The sequence below is a fragment of the Acinetobacter sp. MYb191 genome, from assembly GCF_037572605.1.
Classification (GTDB): Bacteria; Pseudomonadota; Gammaproteobacteria; order Pseudomonadales; family Moraxellaceae; genus Acinetobacter; species Acinetobacter johnsonii.
In genome coordinates this window covers 48,807-69,331 of sequence record NZ_JBBGZP010000008.1, presented here as the reverse complement: position 1 = coordinate 69,331, position 20,525 = coordinate 48,807, and the positions used below count along the sequence as shown (strand labels likewise).

Below are 20,525 nucleotides of genomic sequence, written 5' to 3'. Positions count from 1 at the left end.
GCTTTAAAACAAAGTGCAAGTGAGGGTTAGGGAGAGGTCTGTTTTAATTCAGAACATCTCCACCACAAGTCCTCCAATACCACATCTGTCCGACTCAAAACATCATAATTCCAATACCGCACCACACTTAAATCCAAAGCCTCTAAAAACTTGGTTCTCTCGGCATCATATTCAATCGCATCATTCGTTCCATGCTGACTACCATCTAACTCAATGACCAAACCCAGTTCATGACAGTAAAAATCTACAATATATGGTGCAATCACATGCTGACGACGAAATTTAAGATTCATAAATCGTTTAGCTCGAAGTAGTTGCCACATAAGTTGTTCTGCATCTGTGGCATTGGTTCGCATGGTTTTGGCGAATTCCAGTAATTTTGGGTCTAGTTTCATTTTTTATTTTCCATTTTAATTACCCGCACCCCAGCCCTCTCCTATAGGGAGAGGGAGCAATCATTTGATTTCATGCCTATGTGAATTTCACAATGGAGTTCCCTCTCCTTTCAGGAGAGGGTTAGGGAGAGGTGCTTTCAAAGGCTTACAACACCCCATGCCCCAACAACATCTCCACCCCACTCACTTTTGTCATATGCTTTAAACGTTCTTTTTCCCACTTCAACTGCTGTTTTAACTCAGCAGCATCCTTATCTATTACCTTATACACATCACTCATTTTGAGTTGCTTGGTATTAACATGACTGCTCAAGTGAAAAGTCGTAAAGATCTCCTCTAACTGACTTTGTAAACTCTGACTCTGCGCTTCCAAAGACAACTGATAAAACTTCACTTGTTCAGAGCTTAAAGGCTTTGAGCTTAAACCCTTATTGGTCTCTAGCTGTAACTGAAGTTTCAATAAATAAAATAAATCCTGCGCTGTATGAGCTGCATTGACCTTCTGCAAAAGTTCGGTCTTCTTCAACTTCTTCGCTTCATCAGGCTCACGGTCAGGATGAATCATCGCAGTAATTTTTAAATATACGGTTTTCAACGACTGCCCTGTCATTTTGGCGGCTTGCTCACGCTTTTCTTGTTGTTTTAACAGCTTGGCACGTTCTCGTTCTGCTTCATACTGGGCAGAATTATGTTCATAATTTTCCCAGTCCAGATCCACGTTTTGTTCTACCGTTTCAGCATCCTCATGAATTTGTATTGAGTTTGCTTTGGCTTTCTTCGCGCGTATATGCTCTGCATGCTGCATATAGAAAGTATCAATTTTCTCTACTTGCTCTTTCTGCGCTGAAGTTAGCATTTGTGATTTTTTTAGCATCTTGGCTAAAGCGGCTATTTTGGTGTCAATCTGCGCCAGATCAACTTTGCTAAAGCCATCGCTGGCTAAGTGATTCCACAGGGTTTCGAGCTGTACAAATAACACCGTATGTAACTCTCTATAAACAGGTAAAAGCTTGCTACGTGTATAGTTTTGAATGTCGGCTTGCGCATTTTTCCATGTCGCCAGTTCTTGTTTTTGTTGTTCAATCTGATCAATTAAGCGATTTAATTTTTTCTGCTGCGGGCTAAGCCTCGCCTCTGGCTGAGCCGTCATTTTTAACGCTGAAGACATAACCCATCCAACCCAGTACAAAAAAGAAATTATAGCGCGATCTGAGTGCACAAGCAGTGATCTCTCTTTAAACCAAGTTTAAATCTGAGTGATTCAAATTTTAAATAAAAAAGCCCATCATTCGATGAGCATTTTATTGAGTGAAATAGCTTTACCAATAGTTTTCGACCGCGATATTTCCTTCACCACGGCGGTTCATGGTCAGGCCACGTGCTTTCAGGGCTTCTTTAGTGTCTTCGACCATTTGCGGGTTACCACACAGCATCACATGGCTGGTTTCAGGGTTCAGACTCAAACCAACTGCTTTTTCAAGCTCACCACTTTCAATCAGTATAGGTAAGCGGTCATGTAGTGGCGCATGCGGATCACGGGTAATAATGGGCACAAACTTAAAGCCCGTATGCCCTTCACCAAAGGTCTCTGCAATTTCTTGAATGCGTGTTGCATAGGCCAGTTCAGAGGCTGTACGTACACTATAAACCAGTGTAATGCTCTCGTACTTCGACCACGTCTCAAAGTCTTGCAACATCGAGATAAAAGGTGCAAGTCCTGTCCCTGTGCCCAGTAACCATAAGTCTTTTGGTAACGGCAACTGATAACGCGCCAAGGTCAAAAAGCCGTACGGGATCTTTTCGAGGTAGATCTCATCATCGACTTTTAAGTGTTGTAAATTTGAGGTAAATGCACCTTCAGGCACCACAATCGAGAAAAACTCTAAAGTTTCATCAAAGGGAGAGGACACCACCGAATACGCTCGAACCACCAATTCATCACCCACTTTGATGCCAATACGGGCAAATTGTCCTGCGGTAAACTTAAAATGTGCAGGTCGCGTCATAGTGAAGCTAAAAAGTGTATTGGTCCAACGGTGTACGGATAAAACCTTTTCTAGGCTAAATTTTTCAATTGACATGATTTCAGCGTGGCATCAAAGACGTTGCTCATGTTAGCATGACCACATAATTTGTTAATATTTTTTAAATGTTAAGGCTATATTCATGCGCATGACTTTACGCCAGTTGGCGGTTTTTGTAGCAGTTGCTCAAGAAGGCACAGTAACCAAAGCCAGTGATGCGGTTCGACTCACCCAGAGTGCTGCGAGTATGGCTTTAGCAGATCTAGAAGACGGTTTGGGAGCTCCTCTGTTTGACCGTCTAGGTAAGCGTCTTCAGCTCAATGATCTGGGTCGTTTCCTGCTGCCACAAGCTTTAGAAATTTTGGGTCGCTGTGATGCTTTCGAGCAAGCCGCTAAAGGTGAGTTACAAAGCATTGATTTGCGTTTGGGTGCAACCCTGACCATCAGTGACTACCTCATGCCTGACCTAATGGCTGATTTCTTACAAATTCAGCCTCAAGCCCATTTACAACTGCAAGTTGGTAACACCCGTCAAATGATTGAGGCGGTGAATCAGTTCCAACTAGATTTGGCTTTGATTGAAGGCTCTTGTCACTTGCCGCAACTGCAATGTATTCACTGGCGTGACGATGAATTAGCGGTCTGCTGTGCACCAGATCATCCTTTGGCGCAGTTAAATCGTACATTAACGCCTGAAGACTTTAAATCGGTCGAGTGGATCTTGCGCGAAGAAGGTTCAGGTACGCGTGAAGTATTTGATAACGCTATTTTAAAAGACTTGCCTGATGCCAATATCCGTCTGACCTTGGGTCATAATGAAGCGATTTTAAAAATCGTGGCGGGTGGTTTAGGGATGTCCTGTATTTCAAAGCTGGCAACTGAACCTTTGCGCGAAAAAGGCCAGTTGGTGGTACTTGATACGCCGTTCTGGTCTCTAACACGTCCACTGTTCATGTTGGTACATCGTCAGAAGTACCAAGGCCCAGGACTCAAAGCCTTTATGAAATTCTGCGAAAAATAAGTAAGCAAAAAGCACCCGAGGGTGCTTTTTTTATTTCCCAAATTGGCGCTCACAAGGCTCACCATCATTGTTCCCATCCATTTTGGTATTTGGACAATTCCTTAAGAAATAAACCGCTTCTTCATAAGAACGCATTTGGGAGCAATGGGTTCGTCCATCGCATTTAAACTGTCCAGTGCTGACAGGTAAACGACCATTTTGTTTATCAATGCTCTGCGTCACACGTTCCGAGCGAGGTTGATTGGTCTGATGCAGACCTGCATCTAAATTACGCTTCCCTTGCTCAGATAGGATTTGATCGGGCAACTTTCCTAAAGCTTTACGCTGTTCTTCTACAATCTGTTGCTGCTCAAGCATCAACTGTTCAGCTTTACGCTGTTTTTCTGCACTATAACTTTGATATTTCCCATAGGTCAAAAAGCTCAATACCGCGACGATAATGATGCCAATCACGGTGATGATGGTACTTTTATGTCCCGCCTCATGGTAACGTGGCGAGGCTTGGGTATGCGCTTTTTTCTTATTGGGTGATGTCGTTGCTTTGCTTTCTGAGGACAGACCGAGCCGCTGGATATTGCCAGCCTTAAACTTGCCTTGGTCTTCTACAATCATAAACTGAAGCGCTTCACCAATCTTGGGTTCAATGTTGTGCTGTGGCAAATCTTTGATATGAAAAAATACATCATCAATATCCCCCTCCACCTCAATGAAACCAAAACCACGTGAGGTACTAAAGCTTTTGATTTTTCCTTTCAGAAACATAAACTGCTCTATTCAACTGTATTTTTCGTATTGTAATCAATAAAAAAGAGGCTAAAAAGCCTCTTTTCTTCAAAATGCAAAGATTAATCTTTGCACGATTGAACTCTGAATCAACGCTGACTTAGCGTCTAAAATTAGACAATAAATCCGTGGTAATCGATTTATTATGGCTTGAGACTTTCGATTTCTTGGCTTTAGCAGAGTTGTCTTCAACCCGCTCAATTTTAATCGCTTTATAGCGGTCGCCATTTTCAACCACATTAAACTTCACGCGTTCATTGCGTTTCGGCTCACCTGAGTCTGCAGGAAAATCCGAGATATGAAAAAATACGTCGCCTTCAGGTGAGGAAATAAAGCCAAAACCTTTGTCAGCGTTATATTGTTTAACTTTTCCTTGATATTGCTCGGCCTTCATAAACAGATCCTAATATGTACACGCTGTGTTGTAGTATATAAAAAAGAGGCTATAAAAGCCTCTTTTTGCTGGGGCTCAATCTTAATCTTTTTGAACTGAACCAAAGATTTTATCGCCCGCATCGCCTAGACCTGGCACGATATAACCATTGGCATTTAAGCCTTGGTCAATTGAAGCCGTGAAAATAGTGACATCTGGGTGCGCATCCAAAACACGTTTAATGCCTTCAGGCGCCGCAACCAACACCATCACACGAATGTCTTTACAGCCACTTGCTTTCAATACATTAATTGCAGCAACCAATGAAGAACCCGTTGCAAGCATTGGGTCGATAATCATCGCTAAACGGTTTTGTACATCTGGAACTAATTTTTTGTAATAAGTACGTGCTTCAAGTGTTTCTTCATCACGCTCTAAACCCAGTACAGACACTTTGGCACTTGGAATCAGGTTTAAAAAACCATCCAACATACCAATACCCGCACGTAAAATTGGCACAACCGTGATTTTTTTACCCACAATGCGATCTACCGTTACTTTACCATTCCAACCATCAATTTCATGGTCGCAAACAGGTAAATCTTTGGTCGCTTCATAGGTCAACAGCATGGTCACTTCCTGAGCCAGCTCACGGAAGTTTTTAGTGCTGATATCTGCACGACGAAGAAGACCAAGCTTATGACGAATCAGTGGATGACGAATTTCATGGATAGCCACGGGAGAGCACCTAAAAGGTAAAATAAAATTCCTTACATTATAAAGCTTTTTATCGTGCGATAAAAACAAAAAAGCCCCCAATTGATGGAGGCTTTTTTGTTAAAACGAAACGTTTTTAAAAATTAGTGCTGTTGAGAAAGCATAAAGTGGATTGGAGATAGAATCTCTGACTGGAGTGCTAACTTGATAATTGGATCTGGATAGATACCAATCACAAGCACTGCTGCCGCAGCTAAAAGCACCATAATACCACCCACTTTTTGGCCCCAATGATCCACAGCGTCTACACGAGGTGCATCTGGTGGTGTCATGTACATGACAACCATCACACGGAGATAGTAGTACAGACCAATACCAGAACCAACGATGATCATCGCAGCAAGGAACCAGTGCTGAGTCGTTACGGCAGCCATGACCACAAGGAACTTACCAATGAAGCCCGCTGTCAATGGAATACCCGCAAGCGATAGCATCATCACGGTTAATACGGCAGTCAACACTGGACGACGCCAGAATAGACCACGGTAGTCCGCTAGACTTTCTGCTTCGTCTACGTTGTTGTATGGACTAGACATCAATGCAACCGCACCGAACGCACCAATCGTAGTTAACACATAAGTGATCACATAGACAGATACGTTACCAAGGCTTGCATAAGTCATGCTGATTAAACCAATCAACAAGTAACCAAAGTGCGCAATTGAAGAGTATGCCAAGATACGTTTCAAGTTCACTTGTTTCACTGCAAGGAAGTTACCCACCAAGATCGATAACACCGCAATCACGGTTAAGATCGTCACGATTGAGTCAACAAGAATCGCACCTGAAGTAAGGATGTAACGTACAAACAGACCAATCGTCGCTACTTTTGCAGCTGTAGCAAGGAATGTTGCGATCGGAGTTGGTGCACCTGCATAAACGTCTGGCGTCCATTTGTGGAATGGCGCTAAAGACAGTTTGAATGCCACAGCAAAAACAATCAGGCCTAAACCTAAAAGTACCATTGGCTGTTGGATGTTTTGCATTAACGCTTGAACATTGTCATAGAACGACATTGAACCTGTGTACGCGTAAATATAAGCCATACCCATCAACAACATTGCCGAAGCTGTTGCTGAAAGCACCAAGTACTTCACCCCCGCTTCTAAAGACTTAGAGCGCTGGTGTGTATAGGCCAATAAGCCATATACAGGAATCGACATCAACTCAAGGCTAATGAAGAACGATGCATAGTGAGAGCTTGCTACCATTAACATTGCACCAGTCACTGATGACAACATTAAGATATACAGTTCTTCACGATTATCTTTATAGCTTTCAATATAAGCATGCGACAGAGTACAGCATGCCAAAGCAGCAATTAGAATAATTACTTGGTACAGCAAGGTGAACGCATCCACCATGAACATACCCATCACGTTCGCAGGTTTAAAAGCACCACCGAACATTGTGAATAGTACATATGCTGCTGCAAGGTTTAAGCCCACCACTGATGCTGTCGCAATTATGTTATGGTTACGCTTAATTGCAGTAAGAATCATCACGACGATCGTTGTTAAAGCAACGATCATCACAGGAGCTAAAGGCATAAGCTCAGAAAATGACATTGTGAAGTTCATGACTTATTGCATCTCCACATTTTCGAGTTGAACTGTTGCTTGACTCGCAACGTCAACTACTTCTTGTACAGGAATGTAGCTGTTCGCTAACCACGCCATGCTTGAATTTGAAATATCAAGGAAGCTTTGTGGGTACAAACCAAGCCATAACAGACCGAAAGCACAGATTAACAAGATCACTACTTCACGCGCATTTAAATCTTTCAATGGATTGTTGTAGTGCTGCTGTTGTTCTTCGTTTGGCGTACCAAACAACGCTTTGTGGATCAGAATCAAGCCATAAAGACCTGCAAATACTAAGCTTACTGCTGCAAGAATAGTAAACACTGGGAATTTTGCATAAGAACCCATCAAGATCAGGAACTCACCAATGAAGTTACCTAGACCTGGAATACCTACAAGCGCCGCCACGAAGAACATGAGGAAGAATGCAAGATATGGGAACTGACCACGCATACCACCCATCAAACGCATATCACGTGTATGAACACGCTCGTACACTTGACCACACATAATGAACAATGCAGCAGATGACAAGCCATGTGCCAACATCATGATCATCAAACCTTGGAAGGTTAAAATATTACCTGCGTAAATCGCAAGTAAAACAAAGCCCATGTGTGAAATTGACGTGTACGCAAGTAAACGTTTCATATCGGTTTGCTGGAAAGCACACCAAGCACCGTAGAAGATCCCGATTAAACCAAAAATGATCGCGATGTCTGCAAACTGTGCAGAAGCCGCTGGGAAGAATGGAATCACAAAACGTAGTAAACCATATGCAGCCGTCTTAATTAAGATACCTGCAAGGTCAACCGAACCTGCTGTAGGGGCTTGCGCATGCGCATCTGGTAACCAGCCATGTAATGGGAAAACTGGAAGTTTTACCGCAAAACCGACGAATAAACACAGCATGAATGCAAAAGCAACAGCGGGTAATTCTTTGTCTAAAGTATTGGCTACAGCTAATAAGTAGTTGTAATCAAAACCGATCATACCCGTCATCATGTAACCGTAAACCACAAGGCCTAGGATACCGATGAGCATGATAAGACCCGCTACTTGTGTGTAGAGGAAGAATTTGGTTGCAGCATAAACACGTGACTTACCTTCTGCCCCTTTATGACCCCAAAGTGCGATCAAGAAGTAGATAGGTACAAGCATCATCTCCCAGAAGAAGAAGAACAAGAACATGTCAATCGCTAAGAATACACCGATCACACCACCTAAAGACCATAAAAGGTTTAAGTGGAAGAAACCAACATTCTTTTGAATTTCACCCCAAGAACAGCCGACAGCCAACACACCTAAAAGTGCAGTTAAGCCCACCATTAATAGAGATAGACCATCCACCGCTAAGTGGATGTTAATGCCTAAAGTCTGAATCCATGGCAACATGAATTCAGCAGACCACGATGGCACTTTCGCGCCAAGTTCGTAGTTAAATGTACCTGTCTGCCATAGCGCAACAGTTAAGCCCAAAGTAATGAGCATACCCACTAACGCGATATAACGCGGCAGTTTGTCGTCGAGTTTGTCGACTAACCAACAAATAAAACCAGCAATGAACGGAACTAAGATCAGCGCGGGTAGAATCCAGTTGTTTGTGATTTCCATCTTATTTCCCCACGATCTGAGTGACGATCAAGACCATTAGCAATACAAAGATACCTAATGCCATGCTTGATGCGTAATCACGCAATGAACCCGTTTGACGTGAACTTGTGAAGCTATGACCACCTTTTACAAGTGCAGGCAAGACTAACCACAAGCGATCAATTGGATCACGACCTAAAATCTTCGCAATAAGCAAATATGGTTTCACAAAAACGATGTCATAAAGCGCATCGAAGCCCAGTGCATTACGGCAAATGTTTGCAAGACCTGCACCCAATGACGTTTTAGCAAAGCCTTTCACTGCGTTATAAGCAAACGCGAACAAGACCACACCAATCACTAAACCAACCAATGCAATACCCACAGCAGTCCATTCAGCGCTATGCATGCCATGTTCTAAAGCTTCAGGAATCACAAATGCTGGAATTTTTGCTGCATTTAAAATGCTTTCCACAGGTGCTTTAAGTGCCGCACCGACGAAAGTTGAAAGTACAGCAAGAATCGCCAAAGGACCCCAGAAGGTAATGCCTTTAATTGCATGATACGGCGTATTTTCTTTACCAAAGAACACAACCCAAATGAGGCGGAATGTGTAAATCGACGTTAAGAAAGCACCTGCTACACCCACCCAGTACAATGAGTTATACACTGCGATTGATTCGCCTTGCACCCAAACTGCACCCAAGATCGCATCTTTCGAGAAGAAGCCCACGGTGAAGTATGGAATCGCGGCCAATGCGCCGCCACCAATGGCGAAACAAGCAAATAGGAATTTGTTCTTGTAGAACAAACCGCCCATCTTGAAGATGTTTTGTTCGTGGTGGTAAGCCAAAATCACTGCACCTGAAGACAAGAACAATAATGCCTTGAAGAATGCGTGAGTCAGCATGTGGAACAGGCCTGCTTGATAAGCTTCAGCACCCACTGCCATAAACATATAACCCAGCTGACTCATCGTTGAGTAAGCCAAAATACGTTTGATGTCGGTTTGAACCAATGCAGCAAAACCAGCCACTAACAGCGTTACCGCACCTGTGATTGAGATAAACATCATCACTTCAGGTGCCATTTCAAACACGGTGTACATACGGCAGCACAGGTAAACACCGGCAGTTACCATCGTTGCAGCGTGGATCAATGCAGATACAGGTGTAGGACCTGCCATTGCATCGGCCAACCATGTTTGTAATGGGATCTGTGCAGATTTACCTGCCGCACCCAAGAACAACATCAGTGCTGTCCAAATGGTTAAAGATGAACTTTGTGTCATCACTGTTGGTGCAGCTGCAACCACTTCTGCAATGTTTAAAGTACCGAACTGTTGGTAAATTAAGAACAAAGCGATCAGTAAGAAAACGTCACCAACACGTGTTACGGTAAATGCTTTAATTGCTGCAAAACCATTTGCAGGGTTTTGGTAGTAGTAACCAATCAGCAAGTAAGAGCATAGACCTACGCCTTCCCAACCTAAGAACAATAACGCTAAGTTATCGCCCAATACGAGCAGCAACATGCTGGCAACGAACAGGTTGAAATAAGAGAAGAAACGCGCGAAGTCTTCTTCACCACGCATGTACCATGATGCAAAGATGTGAATAAGGAAACCCACACCTGTCACCATACCCATCATGAGCAGTGATAAACCGTCAAGATGTAAGCTAATGCCTGGGCTTAGGTTGCCTACATTGAACCATGTCCAAAGATGTTGAACATAAGTCACTTTGCCATTATTAACAAAGTCTAGACCAGCGATCAAAGCAACCAATGCAGAAAGGCCAACCGCTCCCACACCAATAATGGCAGCGACATTTTCAGGAAGCTTGTTGCGACCTGCCGCTAAAAGGACAAAACCAATGAGCGGGAATAATACTGTTAAATATAAAAAACTCATCCGCGCATCTCACTAGCAGCATCCACATCCAAGTGATGGAAGCGATGGTAGAACTGAAGGACGATCGCAAGACCAATACAAGCCTCTGCCGCAGCAAGCGTTAAGATCAGAATAAACATGATTTGTCCGTCTGGTTGTACCCATGCACTACCAGCCAAAACAAACGCAAGCGCAGCTGCGTTCATCATGATTTCAAGGCTCATTAACATAAATAATAGATTGCGTCGCACCATTACACCGTAAAAACCCAGTGCAAAAAGAATGGTTGCAACAATCAAACCATGTTCTAAAGGGATGTTGCCCATTATTGTTTGTCCTCTTCTGCACCTGGTTCACGTTTGCCAAGATGGAATGCTGCAACCAACGCAGCAAGCAATAACATGGCAGCAACTTCAACCAATAATAAATAGTGAGTAAAGAGTGCTTGGCCAACGACTTTTGGACCCACAACTTCAGTACCCATAACAGGGCCAGCCGCTGTGTAGTCAGAGCCGAGCATCCACACCAACACCAAGCCCATTAAGAAGCTCATGAGTGCTGGATATGCCCAAGCAGACGATGTTAACCATTTACGCTCTTGTTCAACGGTGTGTTGACCAAGGTTTAACATCATCACTACGAATACGAATAACACCATGATCGCGCCTGCATAGACGATGATCTCAAGCGCGCCAGCAAATGGCGCACCCACGATCATAAACATGCCTGCAACTGCAAGAAGTGACACGATCAAGCTTAATAAAGCGTGTACAGGATTCGCGTTGGTCACAACACGAATCGTAGAAACAATGGCCACAAGTGCCATCAAATAAAATGGCCACATCATGGTAATAAGCTCCGTACATCAACTGGTGCGCTTTCACGCTGCGCTTGACCTTTGTCTTTTCCAGTTACAGCCATACCAGTTACACGGTAGAAGTTGTAGTCTGGGTATTTACCAGGACCTGAAATGAGTAAGTTTTCTTTCTCATACACCAAATCTTGACGAACGTATTCACCCAACTCGAAATCTGGAGTCATTTGAATTGCAGTCGTCGGACATGCTTCTTCACACATACCGCAGAAAATACAGCGTGAGAAGTTGATACGGAAAAACTCCGGATACCAACGACCATCTTCTTTTTCTGCTTTTTGTAGTGAAATACAACCAACAGGACATGCAACTGCACATAAGTTACACGCAACACAACGTTCTTCACCATCTGGGTCACGTGTTAACACGATACGACCACGGAAACGTGGTGGAACAATTTGTTCGGCTGGCACTTCTGGGTAAAGAATGGTGTCACGTTTACGTGTCACGTGTGAGAAAACCATCCACAGTGAACGTACGATTGACCCGAACCCAGCTAGAATTTTATACATTTTATTCTCCCTGCCCTTACCACAGAATCACTGCGCCAGTAACTAATAAGTTAACTAACGCTAATGGTAAGCAAATCTTCCAACCAAAGTTCATCACTTGGTCATAACGCGGACGCATAAGTGAACCACGAGCCAAGACAAACATCATCACAAAGAATGCTGTTTTGATGATGAACCAGAATACTGGTGGAATGAACGGAATATCGATGTTAAATGGCGCTAACCAACCACCGAAGAATAGCGTTACGATCAATGCAGAGATCAGAACTACGTTGACGTATTCCGCAACGAAGAACATCCCCCATTTCATACCGCCGTACTCGACGTGGTAACCTTCCGCCAATTCTTGTTCTGCTTCTGGTTGGTCAAATGGGTGACGGTGAGTTACCGCAACACCTGCAACCACGAAGATTAAGAAACCTAAGAACTGTGGGATGACAAACCATACATCTTTTTGTGCTTCTACAATTTCACGCATGTTGAATGAGCCTGCAATTGCAACCACACCCATCAATGAAATACCCAAGAACACTTCATACGAAATGGTTTGAGCTGCAGAACGTAGACCACCAAGCAATGCATATTTGTTGTTTGATGACCAACCACCAAACAATACCGCATAGACTGCAATACCTGCCATTGCCATAAAGAACAATAGACCGATGCTCATGTCTGCAACACCTAAGTATGGTGATACAGGAATAACCATGAACGACATCACCGCTGTTGCCATGGCAACAGCAGGAGCTAAACGGAAAGTCAGTTTGTCAGCAAACTTTGGTGTCCAGTCTTCTTTGAACATGATTTTCAACATGTCGGCAACGATCTGGAACATCCCCCCAGGACCTACACGGTTCGGACCATAACGGTCTTGCCATAAGCCCAGTAAACGACGCTCAATAAAAGACATCAACGCAGCGATGAGTACTACAACGAGTAAAATCACAATCGCTTGAATGACTGAGTAGGCAATTGGCCAGTTCTCAGCCCAAAGCGGCGTTTGACGGATTAATTCTTGTTGCATGAATTACGCTCCTACCGCGACTGATACAGGCTCAGCAAGTGAAACCGTAGGTGCAAGACCAACTGGATAACCAATATAACCTGTAGGTAAATAATCAATCACTTGAACTGGAAGTACGATCGAAGTCTCGCCTGCTTTCACAGTGATTTTTTGACCATCTTGAACATTCAAACGAGTTGCATCTTGCTCACCCACTGCAAAGACCGCTTCAGGAATACGCGATTCCATAGCAGGTGTTTTCACAGTAAATTCACCAGAAGCAAAAATGTGATGCATCGGCACTAAACGGAAGCTTTCAGGGTTTGCAACCACAACCGCTGGAGCAACGAAAGTACGTGCTGGACGCTTCGCTAAACGATCGAATAAACGCACACCAGAATCACCACCTTTTAAGTGACCACCCACGTTATCTTGGAATTTATTCCAAGCTTGCGGTGAGTTCCAACCTGCAGACCATGCAAATGGTACAAGTGGAGATGGAGTCTGGTTCCCAACATAACCTTCCATAGAGAATGTTAATGCCGAGTCGATATCTGTCGGTTGTTTCGGTTCATGCACGTTCAATGGTGCACGCATAGAGGTACGACCAGAGTAACGACGCGGTTCACGCGCAACTTTCAAACCATGGACACGGAAGCCCGCATCTGGAGCCACATCTTGAATCGCAGCAAGTGCAGGTACGTTTTTCGCAACTGACTCAATCACGTCATCAAGTAAGGTCCAAGAAATCGCTTTGCCCTTCACGCCGGTTTCAATGGCATGTAACCAGCGCCAAGATTCTTTGATCGCCAGTTCAGGTTTGTAGTAGCTCGGGTCATACACTTGGTAGAAACGTTGTGCACGGCCTTCCTGAGAGACAACCGTACCATCGCCTTCAGCAAATGACGCAGCAGAAAGTACGATATCCGCTTTCTTCACAGTTTCAGTTTCAGAGTGATCTAAAACAATCACATCTTTACCAGAAAGTGCTGCTTCAACTTGTACCGCAGGTAAACGACGGAATAGATCATTTTCAACGATCACAACCGTATCATAGTCTTGCGCAAACGCTTGTTCTAAGCTTTGGCCACCGAAGATTGCTAAGCCCATAGAGTTCACTTCAGGAACCGTCAAGCTTAAGCCAACATTTCCACCAAGGTTTTGCGCGACTTGTGCAGCAGCTTCCATGATGGATGCGTCTTGTAAACTTGTACCTGAAATGATCAGTGGTTTCTTCGCCGCTTTCAGTGTATCTGCAATGTTCTGAGCAAATGCTTTCGCATCATCCGCTAGACCAAGAATTGCATCACCTTTCACAGCAGCAGCAACGGCAAAACCTAAACGAGCGATGTCGTTTGGAGAAGCAACCACTTCACCTGCGGCAACATCAGCTAAGCGTGTTTGTGTTGCAGCGAGGATGAAAATCGGTGATTTCGCATCTTGAGCAATACGTTGTAGCGGCTCTGCTAACCAGTCTTGGGTACGACGTTCCGCAGCCATTTCTTTGGCTTTGTTTTTCGCCGCTTGACGAACAGACAACGCCATACGTGGCGCAGTTTGTGTTAAGTCTTCACCCAAAATAAGCACAGCATCATAGCTTTCGATTTCACGCATACCTGGGTTATATACACCCTCTGTTTGCATAATCGATGCAGCCAATTCAACCAAGTTTTGCTCTTTTTGAGACATACCCGTTGAATAGTTCTCTTGGCCGACTAACTCGCGAAGCGCGAAGTTCGACTCAAGTGATGCACGTGGAGAACCAATACCCAAAACTTTTTTGCCTTGGATATTTGCAATCACCGTATCTAATGCCTGATCTACAGAAACTGTAGTGACTTCAGCACCATCACGGAACTGCGGTTGACGTGGACGATCTGCACGGTTCACATAACCTGTACCAAAACGACCTTTATCACAAAGGAAGTATTGGTTCACTTCACCGTTAAAACGGTTTTCGACACGACGAAGTTCGCCATAACGCTCACCCGGAGAAATATTACAACCCGAAGAACAGCCTTGGCATACGCTTGGCGCATACTGCATGTCCCACTTACGGTTATAGCGTTCTGAGTGAGTTTTGTCGGTGAATACACCTGTAGGACAGACTTCAGTCAAGTTACCCGAAAATTCAGATTCTAAAGTACCTGACTCAGGACGACCAAAGTAAACACGTGACGCACTTGCATACACACCAAAGTCTGTACCACCGGCATAGTCGTTGTAGTAACGAACACAACGGTAACATGCGATACAACGGTTCATTTCGTGTGAAATGAATGAGCCTAGCTCTTGGTTATAGTGCGTACGCTTAGTGAAACGGTAACGACGACGGTCGTGTTGAGTCATCACGGTCATATCTTGTAAATGACAGTGACCACCTTCTTCACAGACTGGGCAGTCGTGTGGGTGGTTGGTCATCAAGAACTCAACAATTGACGCACGGAAGTCTTTCGCTTCTTTGTCTTCAATCGAGATGTAGGTATTGTCAGATGCAGGCGTCATACATGACATGACTAAACGACCACGCGTATCTTCAGGATTCGCGTATTGAGTCACGGCACATTGACGGCAAGAACCGACAGAACCTAAGGATGGATGCCAACAAAAGTACGGGATATCAATACCCAAAGACAAACATGCTTGCAGCAAGTTCTCTGAGCCATTGACTTCGTACGATTTGCCATCGACATGAATTGTAGCCATAGTCGAATTCCTTAAGCTTGTTCTACGTTGCTAGTTTGCGCAGCAGCATTCACTACTTTTGCTTCAAACTCGCCACGGAAATATTTGAGTGCACCCATCAACGGTTCCATTGCACCTGGAGCATGCGCACAGAAAGTCTTACCAATCCAAAGCTTACGAGTAAGTTCTTGTAAGTGATCGATATCTTCTTTCTTACCTGTGCCATCTTCCAATGCTTTCAGTGCTTTCACCGCCCACGGTAAACCATCACGACAAGGCGTACAGAAACCACATGACTCACGTGCAAAGAATTCTTCTAAGTTACGAGTCGCTGAAACCATACATTGCGTTTCATCAACCACCATCAGCAAACACGTACCTAAACGTGAACCTGCTTTCATGATGCTCTCAGCATCCATCGGTAGATCAATGTGTTCAGCAGCCAAGAAGTCTGTAGACGCACCACCCGGTAACCATGCTTTAAGCTTTAAGCCATCACGCATACCGCCCGCATAGTCTTCAATGACTTCACGCGCAGTTGTACCAAATGGAAGCTCCCAAAGACCTGGGAATTTCACCTTGCCAGATGCACCATAAATTTTTGTGCCTGGATCTTTCGACTTACCCGCAGATAAGCCGATATACCATTCAGGGCCACGCAACATGATTGCTGGTAAGTTGTTGTAGGTCTCTACGTTGTTAACAATCGTAGGACGACCCCAAGCACCTGCAACTTGTGGGAATGGCGGTTTCGTACGTGGGTTTGCACGGCGACCTTCAAGCGAGTTGATTAATGCAGTTTCTTCACCACAGATATAACGACCCGCACCGGTGTGCACATGCAACTCGAACTTCCAGCCAGTTCCAAGGATGTTTTCACCCAAATAACCTTTTGCACGAACTTGCTCAAGTGCTTCATTTAAGTAAGCAGCCGCTTCAATGTACTCACCACGAATGAAGATATAACCATGGGTTGCTTCTAGCGTATACGCTGCAATCAACATCCCTTCGATCAATTGGTGAGGAAGTTTTTCCATCAACAAACGGTCTTTAAAGGTCCCTGGTTCCATCTCATCGGCATTACAAATCAGGTAACGTGGCCCTGAATTGTCATTTGGCGCCATCAAAGACCATTTGATCCCTGCTGGGAAGCCTGCACCACCACGACCTTTTACGGTCGCAGCTTTAATCACTTCAAGCACATCTTTCGGCGGCATGGTGATTGCTTTTTTCAGACCCGCGTAACCTTCAAGCGCTTCGTAATCATCTGCATTACGAACGTGCTCTTGTTTACTCAAACGCCAAGTTAATGGATGCGTTTTTGGGTTACCTTCGCCATAAATTGGTTTTGGTTCGGTATTCATACATACTTCTCCAATAACTGTTTCACTGAAGAAACTTCAACCAAACCGTGAGTGTCTTCATTCACCATTAAGGTTGGGCCTTTGTCACAGTTACCTAAGCAGCAAATCGGCAGCAAAGTAAAACGACCATCAGCAGTCGTTTGACCAAACTGAATGCCTAACTCGCGCTGAAAAGCTTCTGCTAAAGTTTCCGCACCCATCAAGAAGCACGCGATCGAGTCACAAAGTAAAATGACGTTACGACCCACGGGTTGACGGTAAATACGGTTATAGAAAGTTGCAACACCTTCCAAATCAGCAACACTGATTGTCAATAACTGAGCAATGGCGTTTAGCTGCGCGTCATCTACCCAGCCATTACGGCGTTGTACACACTTCAAAGCATCCAAAGATGCTGCACGTGGGTACGGATAGTGACCAATGTGATGTTCAATTTCGTGGATTTCGTCCGCAGTCAAAATCCCTTCAACATTCACGCGTGGCTTTTTATCAGTCAAAATCATCATAATGCGTTTACCCCTTAGCGATCCACGTCAGCCATAACGACGTCAATTGTCGCTAAATAAATGATCAAGTCAGATACCAGACTGCCATTAATCACAGAAGGCATTTGCTGTAAATGCGTGAAAGTCGGTGTACGAATACGGGTACGGTAACTCATCGTTGACTTGTCTGAAGTCAAGTAGTAATTCGACGCACCTTTGACTACTTCCGCCATTACAGATGCTTCACCTGCAGGCATTACAGGACCCCAAGATACGCTTAAGAAGTGCGTAATCAAGGTTTCAATGTCTTGTAAAGTCTTGTCTTTTGGTGGTGGAACAGCCAATGGATGGTCTGCTTTGTATGCACCAGAAGGCATGTTATCTAAACATTGCTTCACGATTTTGAGTGATTCTTCAATTTCACGGAAGTGAACAAGAACACGTGCATACGCATCGCCTTCGTACTCAAGTGGCACATTGAAGTCGTAGTTTTCATAGCCACTGTATGGGCGATATTTACGAACATCGAAGTCAATACCTGTTGCACGTAGACCAGTACCAGTTACACCCCAAGCCAACGCAGATTTCGCGTCATATTGAGCCACGTTACGCGTACGACCTACAAACACAGAGTTTTTAAGCGCTGCTGTGTAGTATTCATTCATACGCTTCGGCATCCAATCTAGGATTTCACGTATCAGATGCTGCCAGTTGTTTGGTAAGTCATGCGCTGTACCACCGATACGGAACCATGCTGGATGCATACGGTAACCGGTGATTGCTTCAATCGCGTCATAGATTTTTTGACGATCCGCAAACATGTAGAAGACTGGCGTCATACCGCCAGCATCTTGAATCGCAGTACCGATATACAATAAGTGGTTATTGATACGGAACAATTCAGACATCATGACACGGATACATTGCGCGCGATCAGGTACAGTAATGCCCGCCATTTGCTCCACACCCATCACATAAGGCATGTTTTGCGCACAACCACCTAAGTAGTCCACACGGTCGGTATAAGGAATGAATGAATGCCAAGTTTGACGTTCAGCCATCTTTTCCACACCACGGTGGTGATAACCGATATCAGGCACACAGTCTTTCACTTCTTCACCATCCAACTGCAAGATTACACGGAAAGCACCGTGCGCAGATGGGTGGTTCGGACCTAAGTTCAAGAACATGAAATCTTCGTCGTCATTACCGCGCTTCATACCCCAATCTTCAGGTACGAAACGAAGGTGTTCCTGTTCGTAATCCTGCTTCGCTTGGTTCTGCATATACGGTGTATATTCAGTGGCACGTGCAGAGTATTCCTTACGAAGTGGGTGACCTTCCCAATAGGTTGGCAACAAAATACGACGGAGCATTGGATGCCCTTCGAAATTGATCCCGAACATATCGTAAGCTTCACGTTCGTACCAATTGGCATTTGGCCAAATGTTGGTTGCAGTTGGAAGATTTACATCATTTTCATTCAATGCAACTTTGATACGAATATCACTATTACGCTCAAGCGATAATAAGTGATAGAACACAGTAAAGTCAGACGCAGGCAAACCGTCGCGGTGTGTACGTAAACGTTCATCTACCGCAGACAAGTCAAACAACATCACGTATGGACGTGACACTGTACGCAAGAACATTAAAACTTCTTGTACGCGCGCGCGCTCAACCCAGACCGTTGGAAAGTCTTCAAAAGTCGTTTGCACATAGAAGTTCTCGCCAAATTTGGTTTTGAGCTCTTCTACAATTGCAAATGCTGGGCGTGAATCAACTTGCGCTGACTCTGGCATAGCGTTTTCAGTTTCAGCCATTGGCTTGGCTTCCTATTTAATACAAATTCATTCAACCTAAACGACAACTACACCCAGACCGGGTGCATCAAAACAACTGTCGTTTAAATTATTTAATTTCATCCATAGAGCGTAAGTTTTTCACTGCAATACGTTCAGCATTCTTACGGTCACGTTCTGGCATCATCTTTGGCTTATACACTGGCTTAAGATCATCACCAATCACGGCAGAAAGTGGACGGCGCTCTAATTGAATTTGGTCTTGTAACAACATTAATGCTTGGATTAATGCTTCTGGACGGGGTGGGCAACCAGGAATATAAACATCGACTGGGATGATTTTATCCACACCTTGTACAACTGAATAAATATCGTACATACCGCCAGAGTTTGCACATGCGCCCATTGAAATAACCCACTTCGGTTCCAACATTTGTTCATATAAACGTTGAATAACTGGAGCCATTTTAACGAAACATGTACCTGCAACAATCATCAAGTCAGCCTGACGAGGTGAAGCACGGATTACTTCGGCACCGAAACGCGACAAGTCATGCACGCCAGTTAAAGTCGTTGCATACTCTACGTAGCAGCAAGATGTACCAAAGTTAAACGGCCAAACTGAGTTCTTACGACCCCAGTTCACTGCTGTATGTGCCACGTCCTCTAAACGAGTCATGAACACATTTTTATTCACTTCTTCTTCAAGCGGATCCGTTACGATTTGACGCTCTTGAAGTGGATATTGATCAGCATCCGGATTCGCACGGGTTAATGTATATTTCATCCCGAGTTACTCCTTATCAGACGATTTAGTCGGTGACTTATCTTTCACACGACCAGATGATTGAGCTGGGATTTGACCTGTAGGGTCCATAACCAACTCTTCAATTGAATTAAAGCGAGTGATTTCTGCAAGATTCATATTTGGAGAACCAACTTTAGGTTTAATCCCTGCTGCTTTACGTTTGTCAGAAGGAGACCAGTTAAGCGCACCAGTAGACAACTCATAAACCAAACCAACGAGTAAAACTAAAATAAATACTGCTGCAGTGGTGAAACCCACCCAACCCACTTCACGAACCGATGTAGCCCATGCGTAAAGGTAAAGCGCCTCTAAGTCGAATACGACGAAGAAGATTGCAACCAAATAGAACTTTGCTGACAGGCGGATACGTGCGCCACCAGCACCAACCACACCTGATTCAAATTGCTCTTGCTTTGCACGACCCCATGACTTACCCCCAAGGAGTAATGGGACAGTGAGCATAAAGACGCAAAGAAATGTAACGCCGATCACGAAGGCAATAATTGCCCATTCGTATGGAGTAATGGCACTCATGCGGGGATAACTCCTGGC

20 protein-coding genes are annotated in these 20,525 nt (G+C 44.3%); 1 reads left to right on the top strand and 19 read right to left on the bottom strand.

Features of this window, described 5'->3' with window-relative positions:
• Window positions 1-26: 26 nt before the first annotated feature.
• The 3 genes from WH214_RS03490 to WH214_RS03480 all read right to left on the bottom strand — a co-directional run bounded on the left by WH214_RS03490 (window position 27) and on the right by WH214_RS03480 (window position 2,476).
• Complete coding sequence (locus WH214_RS03490) at window positions 27-395, bottom strand: endonuclease domain-containing protein (RefSeq protein WP_339422297.1); 369 nt, start codon at window positions 393-395, stop codon at window positions 27-29.
• Between the two features lie 145 nt (window positions 396-540).
• On the bottom strand, window positions 541-1,563 hold the full coding sequence (locus WH214_RS03485) for a molecular chaperone DnaJ (protein WP_339422296.1): 1,023 nt from the start codon (window positions 1,561-1,563) through the stop codon (window positions 541-543).
• 151 nt (window positions 1,564-1,714) lie between these two features.
• Window positions 1,715-2,476, bottom strand: coding sequence for a ferredoxin--NADP reductase (locus tag WH214_RS03480; protein ID WP_339422295.1), 762 nt, complete (start codon window positions 2,474-2,476; stop codon window positions 1,715-1,717).
• 85 nt (window positions 2,477-2,561) lie between these two features.
• Between WH214_RS03480 and gigC the strand changes: the two genes are divergently transcribed.
• Entirely contained in the window at window positions 2,562-3,440 is an 879-nt protein-coding gene (gene gigC, locus WH214_RS03475) for a LysR family transcriptional regulator GigC (protein WP_010327351.1), read from the top strand.
• 30 nt (window positions 3,441-3,470) lie between these two features.
• Here the strand turns inward: gigC and WH214_RS03470 are convergent, their stop codons facing one another.
• The 16 genes from WH214_RS03470 to WH214_RS03395 form a co-directional block, all read right to left on the bottom strand.
• Complete coding sequence (locus tag WH214_RS03470; protein ID WP_339422294.1) at window positions 3,471-4,202, bottom strand: cold shock domain-containing protein; 732 nt, start codon at window positions 4,200-4,202, stop codon at window positions 3,471-3,473.
• 121 nt (window positions 4,203-4,323) lie between these two features.
• On the bottom strand, window positions 4,324-4,617 hold the full coding sequence (locus WH214_RS03465) for a cold shock domain-containing protein (protein ID WP_005400349.1): 294 nt from the start codon (window positions 4,615-4,617) through the stop codon (window positions 4,324-4,326).
• Window positions 4,618-4,698: 81 nt separating this feature from the next.
• Window positions 4,699-5,334: a uracil phosphoribosyltransferase gene (gene upp / locus WH214_RS03460; RefSeq protein WP_004695401.1), complete on the bottom strand. Its 636-nt coding sequence runs from the start codon at window positions 5,332-5,334 to the stop codon at window positions 4,699-4,701.
• A gap of 122 nt (window positions 5,335-5,456) precedes the next feature.
• Entirely contained in the window at window positions 5,457-6,953 is a 1,497-nt protein-coding gene (gene nuoN / locus WH214_RS03455; RefSeq protein WP_339992857.1) for an NADH-quinone oxidoreductase subunit NuoN, read from the bottom strand.
• Window positions 6,954-6,956: 3 nt separating this feature from the next.
• Window positions 6,957-8,564 carry an NADH-quinone oxidoreductase subunit M gene (nuoM, locus tag WH214_RS03450; RefSeq protein ID WP_171065421.1) on the bottom strand — a complete coding sequence of 536 codons (1,608 nt, stop codon included), beginning with the start codon at window positions 8,562-8,564 and terminating at the stop codon, window positions 6,957-6,959.
• A gap of 7 nt (window positions 8,565-8,571) precedes the next feature.
• Window positions 8,572-10,461, bottom strand: a complete 1,890-nt coding sequence (gene nuoL / locus WH214_RS03445) for an NADH-quinone oxidoreductase subunit L (RefSeq protein WP_339422293.1) — start codon at window positions 10,459-10,461, stop codon at window positions 8,572-8,574.
• A complete protein-coding gene (nuoK, locus tag WH214_RS03440) occupies window positions 10,458-10,766 on the bottom strand; it encodes an NADH-quinone oxidoreductase subunit NuoK (RefSeq protein WP_004695395.1) in 309 nt (102 codons plus the stop codon). The genes nuoL and nuoK overlap by 4 nt, the downstream gene beginning before the upstream one ends.
• A complete protein-coding gene (gene nuoJ / locus WH214_RS03435) occupies window positions 10,766-11,284 on the bottom strand; it encodes an NADH-quinone oxidoreductase subunit J (protein WP_171056751.1) in 519 nt (172 codons plus the stop codon). Before nuoJ ends, nuoK begins: the two co-directional genes overlap by 1 nt.
• Complete coding sequence (nuoI, locus tag WH214_RS03430) at window positions 11,284-11,826, bottom strand: NADH-quinone oxidoreductase subunit NuoI (RefSeq protein WP_004651038.1); 543 nt, start codon at window positions 11,824-11,826, stop codon at window positions 11,284-11,286. The genes nuoJ and nuoI overlap by 1 nt, the downstream gene beginning before the upstream one ends.
• A 16-nt stretch (window positions 11,827-11,842) precedes the next feature.
• On the bottom strand, window positions 11,843-12,850 hold the full coding sequence (nuoH, locus tag WH214_RS03425) for an NADH-quinone oxidoreductase subunit NuoH (RefSeq protein WP_004695391.1): 1,008 nt from the start codon (window positions 12,848-12,850) through the stop codon (window positions 11,843-11,845).
• A gap of 3 nt (window positions 12,851-12,853) precedes the next feature.
• Window positions 12,854-15,535, bottom strand: coding sequence for an NADH-quinone oxidoreductase subunit NuoG (nuoG, locus tag WH214_RS03420; RefSeq protein WP_339422292.1), 2,682 nt, complete (start codon window positions 15,533-15,535; stop codon window positions 12,854-12,856).
• Between the two features lie 11 nt (window positions 15,536-15,546).
• Window positions 15,547-16,878: an NADH-quinone oxidoreductase subunit NuoF gene (gene nuoF, locus WH214_RS03415; RefSeq protein ID WP_339422291.1), complete on the bottom strand. Its 1,332-nt coding sequence runs from the start codon at window positions 16,876-16,878 to the stop codon at window positions 15,547-15,549.
• On the bottom strand, window positions 16,875-17,384 hold the full coding sequence (gene nuoE, locus WH214_RS03410) for an NADH-quinone oxidoreductase subunit NuoE (RefSeq protein ID WP_004982912.1): 510 nt from the start codon (window positions 17,382-17,384) through the stop codon (window positions 16,875-16,877). Before nuoE ends, nuoF begins: the two co-directional genes overlap by 4 nt.
• 14 nt (window positions 17,385-17,398) lie before the next feature.
• Entirely contained in the window at window positions 17,399-19,186 is a 1,788-nt protein-coding gene (gene nuoC, locus WH214_RS03405; protein WP_339422290.1) for an NADH-quinone oxidoreductase subunit C/D, read from the bottom strand.
• Between the two features lie 88 nt (window positions 19,187-19,274).
• Entirely contained in the window at window positions 19,275-19,952 is a 678-nt protein-coding gene (locus tag WH214_RS03400; RefSeq protein WP_004695382.1) for a NuoB/complex I 20 kDa subunit family protein, read from the bottom strand.
• 6 nt (window positions 19,953-19,958) lie between these two features.
• Window positions 19,959-20,507, bottom strand: coding sequence for an NADH-quinone oxidoreductase subunit A (locus tag WH214_RS03395; protein WP_262470827.1), 549 nt, complete (start codon window positions 20,505-20,507; stop codon window positions 19,959-19,961).
• Window positions 20,508-20,525 lie beyond the last annotated feature (18 nt).

Coding starts and splice junctions, on each gene's coding strand:
- WH214_RS03490 (WP_339422297.1), bottom strand. CDS start 395: ATGAAACTAGACCCAAAATTACTGGAATTCGCCAAAACCATGCGAACC.
- nuoK (WP_004695395.1), bottom strand. CDS start 10,766: ATGGGCAACATCCCTTTAGAACATGGTTTGATTGTTGCAACCATTCTT.
- WH214_RS03485 (WP_339422296.1), bottom strand. CDS start 1,563: ATGTCTTCAGCGTTAAAAATGACGGCTCAGCCAGAGGCGAGGCTTAGC.
- nuoH (WP_004695391.1), bottom strand. CDS start 12,850: ATGCAACAAGAATTAATCCGTCAAACGCCGCTTTGGGCTGAGAACTGG.
- nuoE (WP_004982912.1), bottom strand. CDS start 17,384: ATGATGATTTTGACTGATAAAAAGCCACGCGTGAATGTTGAAGGGATT.
- nuoF (WP_339422291.1), bottom strand. CDS start 16,878: ATGAATACCGAACCAAAACCAATTTATGGCGAAGGTAACCCAAAAACG.
- WH214_RS03470 (WP_339422294.1), bottom strand. CDS start 4,202: ATGTTTCTGAAAGGAAAAATCAAAAGCTTTAGTACCTCACGTGGTTTT.
- WH214_RS03465 (WP_005400349.1), bottom strand. CDS start 4,617: ATGAAGGCCGAGCAATATCAAGGAAAAGTTAAACAATATAACGCTGAC.
- nuoC (WP_339422290.1), bottom strand. CDS start 19,186: ATGGCTGAAACTGAAAACGCTATGCCAGAGTCAGCGCAAGTTGATTCA.
- nuoG (WP_339422292.1), bottom strand. CDS start 15,535: ATGGCTACAATTCATGTCGATGGCAAATCGTACGAAGTCAATGGCTCA.
- gigC (WP_010327351.1), top strand. CDS start 2,562: ATGCGCATGACTTTACGCCAGTTGGCGGTTTTTGTAGCAGTTGCTCAA.
- nuoL (WP_339422293.1), bottom strand. CDS start 10,461: ATGAGTTTTTTATATTTAACAGTATTATTCCCGCTCATTGGTTTTGTC.
- WH214_RS03395 (WP_262470827.1), bottom strand. CDS start 20,507: ATGAGTGCCATTACTCCATACGAATGGGCAATTATTGCCTTCGTGATC.
- WH214_RS03480 (WP_339422295.1), bottom strand. CDS start 2,476: ATGTCAATTGAAAAATTTAGCCTAGAAAAGGTTTTATCCGTACACCGT.
- nuoJ (WP_171056751.1), bottom strand. CDS start 11,284: ATGTGGCCATTTTATTTGATGGCACTTGTGGCCATTGTTTCTACGATT.
- nuoN (WP_339992857.1), bottom strand. CDS start 6,953: ATGAACTTCACAATGTCATTTTCTGAGCTTATGCCTTTAGCTCCTGTG.
- WH214_RS03400 (WP_004695382.1), bottom strand. CDS start 19,952: ATGAAATATACATTAACCCGTGCGAATCCGGATGCTGATCAATATCCA.
- nuoI (WP_004651038.1), bottom strand. CDS start 11,826: ATGTATAAAATTCTAGCTGGGTTCGGGTCAATCGTACGTTCACTGTGG.